Genomic DNA, 7,468 nt, shown 5'->3' with positions numbered 1-7,468 from the left:
CTCCGGTTACCCCGTGTCGGGGGCGCCGGCTTCCGGTTACCCCGTCTCCGGGGCGCCGGCCTCCGGTTACCCCGTCTCCGGTTCGCCGGCGCAGGGCTACCCGGTGTCGGGTGTGCCGGCCTTCGGCCAGCCGGTGTCGGCCGCGCCCGCCGCGGGCCACCCGGCCCCGGTGCCGCCGGTGACCCAGGTGCCGCCGCGTCCCGCCCCGCCGGCTCCCGCGCCGCACGTCGGCGCCCCGCCGGTCTGGCCGCCGGTCGCCACGCCCGACCAGGCCGCCGCCCCGGCGGTGCCGGAGCGGCTCGCCGCCGGCCTGGACATGACGACCGAGCTGCCCCGGGTCACCCGCCCGGAGACGCCGCCGGCCGTCAACGCACCGGCCCCCGCGCCGCGGCCGACCACGCCGCAGCAGCCGGGCAACCGCCAGCGGTACGCGGACGAGACGATGGAGCTGCCGATCTTCCGAGAGCTCGAGTCGGCCTGGTTCCGCACCAGCCGGCCGGGGCCCAAAGAGGAGGCGGCCGCAGCACAGCCGGCCGCGTCCAGCGGCGCGGCGACCCAGCAGTTCGCCAAGGTCGACGCCGCCGGTCGGGCCGTGCAGCAGACACCACCCGGGACGACAGGTAACACGCCGATGGCACACACTCCGACGGCCGGCGGAGCGCCGCACGACAACGGCGCGGCGAACGGGGGCAGCCGTCCCGGGTTCGCCGGTGCGCTGCCGACCCGGCAGCCCGCCGCCCCGCCGCAGCCCGGTTGGCAGACCGCGGCCGACGACGGTTGGCGGGCCGCTTCGGCGGCCACCGAGGTGCCGGTCGCGGAGACCACCCAGAAGGGCCTGCCGAAGCGGAAGCCGATGGCGCAGCTCGTGCCCGGTGGCGTCGAGAAGCCGGCCACGTCGGTGCAGCGCCGCACGCCGGAAGGCGTACGGGGTCTGCTCTCGGCCTACCATCGGGGCGTGCAGCGGGGGCGTAACAACCCGACCGACAGCAACTCCGCCGGCCCGGAGGCGACTCCGGGCGGGCAGCAGTCCTCGCAGTCTGGCTCAGGCCCAGTGGCCGGGAGCGGGCAGAAGGAGCAACAAGGATGACAACTACGCAGGATCTCGGATGGCTGCTCGCCAACTTCGCCGACCGGGTGCCCGGTGTGGCGCACGCGGTCGCGGTCTCCGCCGACGGCCTGCTCCTCGCTTCGTCCCGTGACCTTCCTCGGGACCGCGCGGACCAGCTCGCGGCGATCTCGTCCGGCCTGGTCAGCCTGACCCAGGGCGCGGCGCGCTGCTTCGAGGGCGGGGCGGTGCTGCAGACCGTCGTCGAGATGGACAACGGCTTCCTGTTCCTGATGTCCATCTCGGACGGCTCGTCCTTCGCCGTGCTCGCCGCGCGAAGCTGCGACGTCGGGCAGGTCGGTTACGAGATGGCCCTGCTCGTCGACCGGGTGGGCGACGCTCTGACCCCGCAGCCGCGTACGGCTGTCGGGATGATGGGCTGAACGACGCGCTGACCGGTGGGTCAGAAGCGGCAACAACTACGACAAGGACGAACACCACCGGGGCGAGCCGGTGCCGGGTACGAAGGAGGTGAGCGGCGACATGGTCGATCGTGACGAACCGACCGGAGCGTTGGTCCGTCCATACGCCGTGACCCGCGGTCGTACCCGCCCCCGGCTCGAGATCGCCCTGGAGGCGCTCGTCGAGACGACGGTGCGCGGCCGGTCAGTTGCCACTGGCAACGGTGGCCAGGGCCGTGAGCACCAGTACATCGCCGCGCTGTGTGACGGACGCGTGCAGTCGCTTGCCGAGATCGCGGCGCGGATGCAGCTTCCGCTCGGCGTGGCCCGGGTGCTCATCGCCGACATGGCGACGGACGGCCTGGTCGCGGTCCACGAGCCGACCATTTTGGAAGACTCCGACGACGCGGTGGGCACTGAACTGCTGGAGAGGGTGCTGAGTGGACTTCGCAGGCTCTGACATGTCGCACCGGCCGCCGGCCCCGAGCGGGCGCGTGACGTCGGCGAAGATCGTTATCGCCGGTGGATTCGGCGTCGGCAAGACGACGCTGGTCGGCTCGGTCTCGGAGATCACGCCGCTGACCACCGAGGCGATCATGACCTCCGCCGGCGTGGGCGTCGACGACACCCGGCAGGTGCCGGGCAAGACGACGACCACGGTGGCGATGGATTTCGGCCGTATCTCGATCGACCGCGATCTGATCCTGTACCTGTTCGGTACGCCGGGTCAGACCCGGTTCTGGTTCATGTGGGATGAACTGGTCCGGGGCGCGATCGGCGCCGTGGTGCTGGTCGACACGCGTCGACTGGCCGACTGCTTCGCCGCGATCGACTTCTTCGAGCACCGGCGGTTGCCGTACCTGGTGGCCATCAACTGCTTCGACGGGATGCAGTACCACGACCCGCAGGACGTCCGGGACGCGCTCGCGATCTCCCCGGACGTGCCGGTGGTGGCCTGCGACGCCCGTAACCGGGAGTCGACGAAGCACGTGCTGATCTCGCTGGTCGAGTACGTGCTCACCATGCGGCGCTCGCGGGCCGTCGCCCCCGCCTGACCCAGGTGACGAAGCGCCCGGCGGCCATCGGCCACCGGGCGCTTCTCGCTGTTCGCCGGTCGACACGCTGCGCACCCGGCCGGTGACCGTCCCGAAGGGACGGTCACCGGCCCCGGGGGTCAGGCGAACAACCGCCAGGCGCCCTGCGCGACCATGTAGATGGCCAGCGAGTCGGGCTCCATGCCGCCGTGCCTGCTCGGCGTGAAGGCGTAACCGCCGGCGATGCCGTCGGCCAGCTGTGCCTGCAGGAACGCCCGCAGCCGTCCACGGTCGAGGCTCGCGGCCATCCGGGCCGACGCGGCGACCAGTTGGAGCGCGTCCGCCGCGTACGGGGCGGAGCCGTTGGAGCTGCGGTACCGCTGGATGTAGCGGTAGTCGAAGTCCCGCCGCTCCAGGGCGGTCGTGCTGGTCGCGGTCAACGCGGAGGTGTCCAGGCAGGCCGGGTGCACGACGTACGCGCCCTCGACCGCGCGCGCGTTGGCGTCGCTGAGGGTGGCCGCGGCCACCGCGCCGGCGTCGAAGTAGAGCGGTCCGGTGTAGTCGGCGCGGCGCAGTTCCCGGGCCGCCACGCCCGAATCCGGGGCGGTGCCCCAGACGACGACCCCGTCCGGCTCCACTGTGGCGACCCGCCGGGCGGCGCCGGCGAAGCTCTCCCCGGTGGCGGGCAGCCGGACCGTGCGGACCAGGTCCACGCCGGCGTCGCGCAGCGCTGTGCGCACCGCCCGTACGCCGGAGTCGCCGTGCAGCCCGTCGGCGGCCAGCAGGGCGACCCGCCGTACCCGCTGCGCCGCGGCGAGGTCCGCCAGCCGGCGGGCCATGTCGGCGGCGTCCGGCGTGAGCTTGTACGTGAAGGTGCGATCGGCGAGCGGCAGCACGATGCCGTCACCGAAGCCCACGGAGAGGAACGGCGTCTTGAGCTTCTGGGCGACCTCGGCGATGGCCGTCGAGGTCTCCGCCAGGGCGCCGCCGACCAGGACCTGCGCGCCCTTGCGGGTCAGCTCGGCGGCCTGCCGGGCCGCCTCCCGCGGGTCGCTGCGGTTGTCCCGGATCTCCAGCCGCACCGAGGGCCGCAGGTTGCCGACCTGGATGCCGACCTTGTTCAGCGCGTCCGCGCGGATCTCCAGGGCCCGCTGCTGGGGCACGCCGAGCGCGGCGCCAGGGCCGGTCAGTTCCAGGCTGGCGCCGACGACCAGGTCCTGGTCGCCGGGGGCACTGCTGGCCGAGGACCCGTCGTCCGGACGCTCGCCCTGCTGCCCGCAGCCGGCGAGCAGCAGGCTGCCGGCCGCCGCGGCGAGGATGCCCCGCCGGGTGAGTAGCGAGGAGTCGAATGCCGGTGTCGCCATTGGAGCCGCCTTTCCCACCCCCGGCGAACGCCCGCCGCCGGCTGGTCCGCCGGGTATGCTCCCGGCCGGCCGGACCCGGCGTCAAATTATCCGGGTGTGGGCAGGAACACGCAGGTGGGGCGGGATGTGACTCCGATCAGGACCGGTAGCCGGCGGACCGGTACTCGTATTCCCGGTCGTCGTCGCGGTCGCCGGTGTCCCGGCTGAAGTCCCAGCCGCCGGCCGCCTCCCGGCCGGGGCGGCCGCCGACCGCGAAGCCGCCGATCTCCTGGCCGCGCCGCCAACCCCGGAAGTATCCGGTGGTGTTCTCGGCGAGGCTTGCCGCGTTCCGGACGATCCGCAGTGGACGCTCCTCGCGCAGCGGCGAGCCGGGCACGAGGTTGGCCTGCGGGACCCGCTTGGGCAGGCCGGCCTTGGTCTCCGAGCCCACCGACGGGCGGGCCGCCTGCTCGGCCGCCTGCCAGCCGGTGTCCGCGGTGGTCGCCCAGTCCAGGTCGGCCTCGTCGCCGTGCCCGACGAACCAGGCGGACTTCGCCTGCGCGAAGATCAGCAGGTCGCCGTCGCCCTCGTCGGACACCGGCGGCGGCCGGTGCTCCTTCGGCGCGGGCCGCCGCTCCAGCGGGGCGGGCGCCTCGGCGCGGGGCGCCGGTCGGCTCGCGCGGTTGGCCTCCGGCCGGTCGACCAGCCGCAGCGGCGGCGCGTCCAGCCCGGGGTCGGTCGGCGGGTTCAGCTCGTCGCGCAGCGCGCGGTCGGCCAGCGGCGGCGGCTCCACGAGCCGCAGCATCGGCGGCTCCTGCGGCAGGTCGTCGGCGAGCCACGGCGGGGTTACCCGGCCCGGGTCGCTCGGCGCGTCCACGCCCCGCCCGTACGGGTAGGCCGTCTCCTTGGCCCGGTCGTCCTGGTCCTCGCCGTTGTTGACAAGCGGCCAGTTGGCCCGGGAGCCCGGAGGAGCGGACTCCTGGCCGGGGCGGGGCGTCGGCACCGGGATGGTGAGGTCGGTGGCGCTGAAACCACCGGTCGGCGGCTCCTGGTTGGTCTTCGGCCGCGGCGGGATGACCGTGCGCTGCCGCTCGGCCCGTGCCTTGTTGATCGCCGCGGTGGTCAGCGTCGGACGGAACGGTTCCCCGGCCTCGGCCGGCGGCACGGCGCCGCGCTGCGCCGGCGCGATCGGGGTGATCCCGGGCGGCGGCGGTGGGGGCGCGGAGATCGGCCGGTTGGTCGGCCCGTCCACCCGGGACGGCAGCGGCGCGCCGGTCGACTCGTAACGGGCCGGTGGCGCCGAGGTCGGCCGGCCCAGGTTGGCGGCCGGAGTGACCGGGGCGGGGGCCACGGGCGGCGGCGTGACCGGCGCGGGGGCCACCGGTGGCGGACCGAGCGGCCGGGGCGAGGGCGGGGCGGCCGGACCGGAGACCGGCTCGGGGCGGCTGCGCCGACCCACCAGTCCCTGGGTCGGGTCGGGGCGACCGCGCCGGGCGGCCTGCTCCAGGACCGGCTCGGGCTCGGTCGGGCGCACCGGGCGCAGACCGGAGGCGGCCGACGGGGCCAGCTCCTCGACCTGCTCGCCGCGACGGGCGGCGGCTCGGCGACCGGGTGCCGGGACGGGCGTGGTGACCCGGGCGCTCAGTGCGCCGACCAGCGCGTCGCAGCCGGCGTCGCAGGCCCGCACCGAGGCGACCGCCTGCCGCACGGTCTCGGCGACGGCGGCGGTGAGCGCCCGGTTGACGGCGGCCCGTCGGGGCGTTTCGGAGATGGCGACCCGCAGCGCGGTCACCGCGTCGTTGATGCTGTCGGCGTCTGCCACGCCCTCGGCGGCCAGGTGCGCGGCGACGGCGTCCGCCGCGACCGCGACCTCGCGGCCCCGGGTCACCGTGCCGGTGAGCATGCCCGGCTCGGGCAGCGCGTCGAGGACCGCCAGGGAGACCGGCTCGGCCGGGTCGGGGTAGGCGCGCAGCGCGGCCGGGTAGAGCTCGCGGAGGACCTCGCGCAGCGCCACCGCGGCGGAGTGCCGGCCGCTGGCCAGCGCCGCGTGCGCCGCGAGGACCTGCTTGTAGTTGGCGAGGTCGCGGGGCGCCGGGAGGGTCACCGCGGAGAGCGCGCCGGCCTGGAGCGCCCGGGCCAGCCCGACCGCCCGCCGTTCGGCCGGCGGGGACTGCATCTCCTCCAGCGAGTCGTCGTCGGCGAAGCGCTCCGCGAAGTCGTCGACCGAGTCGTCGTCCGCGATCGCCAGCGGCCGACCCGCCGCGCTGAGCAGCGAGGTGACGGTGTGGTCGTCGCTGTCGGCCGCGATCGCCGCGCCGCTCGGCCCGCCCGACCGCTCCACGAGCAGCGCGACCAGCTGGGCGTAGCCAGCCGGGTCGTCACCGATCTCGCAGACATGCAGCAGACGGCCTGCGTCGTCGACCACAGCGGACGTCAGCGCCGATCCGGCCGAAGCCGACCGGTCGGCCGGATCCGCCGAGGCCAGACCGCAGTACACGCGCACGAGCGCCACGGCGTCGTCCTCCTCCCGGGACACAGGTCTTGCTCTGCCAGAGACTGATGCTCCCCGCTTCGGGTCAGTCGCGCCAGTCCACAACAGCAGAGATCTTGCCGACAATGGTGCGCCAACCCAAACTTGCGGTTTGTGCCCCGATTTTCTTCAGCCGGCGCCGACCCATGAATCCACCGATTCCGCCGTTGACAGAAGCGCGTAGCGCCTCGTCCAGGTCGTCCAGGCTGGAGCCGGCGGAGAGCATGTCGAGCACGCCGGGTAGGCGCAGCGCGTACGCCAGGTCACGGGCGATCTCGCCGGCTTCGATCAGCAGCGTGGGGTCCCACGCGTCGTGCCCGCCGCGGAGGTTCTCCACTACCAGGTCGAGCTCGTAGGTGTCCTCGTCCAACGGGGCGACGTCAGCCGGTTCCACCCGTTCGGACAGTTCATTCCAGCTGTCCAGTTGGGAGAGGTCGTTGGGCGCACCGGAACGGATGAAACTGACAAGCGACTCCGGGGTCTTGAACAGCAGCAGCTTGCCGCGGTGGGTGAGGAAGACGGGCACCTCCTCGTCGCCGGCGGCGTCCGCCTCGTCCTCGTCCTCGTCCGCCTCGTCCTCGTCGGCTTCGTCCTCGTCGGCCTCGGCCGCCTCGGTCTTGCCGCGCCGGCGGCGCTCGGCCCGCTTCTCGTCGTCCTCTTCCTCGTCCTCATCCTCGGCGGAGAGGGCGGCGAACTCCTCGTCGAGGATCACCACCTCCTCGTCGTCCTCGGTCTCGACGACCTGGCGGCGGGACAGGAAGGGGTCGTCCTGGTCGCGCTCGGCGACGTCGGTCGGGGTCAGCTCCCGCGCCGGCCGGTAGGCCCGCAGGGTGAAGCCGGTGCCGGCGGGCAGGGCGATCTCCACCGGGTCGATCCGCAGCTCGTCCCAGAGCGCGCGGTCCGCCACCGGGCGGTCGACCTCGACCTCGTCTGCTGCGGCCGACGCGGTGGTGTCGTCGAGCTCGGGCTCGTCGGCGTCGGGCCGTTGGGGCGACTGGCGGGCCACGCTGACCTCCGTGTGCTTTCGGGTTGCCCACCCGGCGACGCTCGACCGC

At 74.5% G+C, this 7,468-nt stretch carries 6 protein-coding genes and 1 pseudogene; 4 read left to right on the top strand and 3 right to left on the bottom strand.

Translation table 11 applies throughout. From position 1 onward, the window contains the following. The 4 genes and pseudogenes from NLX85_RS07905 to NLX85_RS07890 form a co-directional block, all read left to right on the top strand. Positions 1-1,087 (top strand): annotated as a pseudogene (locus tag NLX85_RS07905) (ATPase); the annotation flags it as partial. Next, a complete protein-coding gene (locus NLX85_RS07900; RefSeq protein WP_089011242.1) occupies positions 1,084-1,488 on the top strand; it encodes a roadblock/LC7 domain-containing protein in 405 nt (134 codons plus the stop codon). The pseudogene NLX85_RS07905 and the gene NLX85_RS07900, both read left to right, overlap by 4 nt. A gap of 100 nt (positions 1,489-1,588) precedes the next feature. Continuing rightward, positions 1,589-1,966 carry a DUF742 domain-containing protein gene (locus tag NLX85_RS07895; protein WP_189193574.1) on the top strand — a complete coding sequence of 126 codons (378 nt, stop codon included), beginning with the start codon at positions 1,589-1,591 and terminating at the stop codon, positions 1,964-1,966. A 1-nt stretch (position 1,967) separates the two neighbouring features. Continuing rightward, positions 1,968-2,561, top strand: a complete 594-nt coding sequence (locus NLX85_RS07890; protein ID WP_091314194.1) for an ATP/GTP-binding protein — start codon at positions 1,968-1,970, stop codon at positions 2,559-2,561. A gap of 119 nt (positions 2,562-2,680) precedes the next feature. On the opposite strand, the gene NLX85_RS07885 is transcribed toward NLX85_RS07890, so the two are convergent. The 3 genes from NLX85_RS07885 to NLX85_RS07875 all read right to left on the bottom strand — a co-directional run bounded on the left by NLX85_RS07885 (position 2,681) and on the right by NLX85_RS07875 (position 7,419). Then, a complete protein-coding gene (locus tag NLX85_RS07885) occupies positions 2,681-3,904 on the bottom strand; it encodes an ABC transporter substrate-binding protein (protein WP_254332845.1) in 1,224 nt (407 codons plus the stop codon). Positions 3,905-4,040: 136 nt separating this feature from the next. After that, positions 4,041-6,419 carry a transposase gene (locus NLX85_RS07880; RefSeq protein WP_254332837.1) on the bottom strand — a complete coding sequence of 793 codons (2,379 nt, stop codon included), beginning with the start codon at positions 6,417-6,419 and terminating at the stop codon, positions 4,041-4,043. Between the two features lie 40 nt (positions 6,420-6,459). Next, on the bottom strand, positions 6,460-7,419 hold the full coding sequence (locus tag NLX85_RS07875; protein WP_254332825.1) for a DNA primase: 960 nt from the start codon (positions 7,417-7,419) through the stop codon (positions 6,460-6,462). Between the last annotated feature and the right edge of the window lie 49 nt (positions 7,420-7,468).

The organism is Micromonospora sp. A3M-1-15, assembly GCF_024213425.1.
Lineage (GTDB): Bacteria > Actinomycetota > Actinomycetes > Mycobacteriales > Micromonosporaceae > Micromonospora > Micromonospora chersina.
The sequence above is the reverse complement of the archived record's forward strand: the minus strand, read 5'-3'. Positions and strand labels throughout refer to the sequence as shown.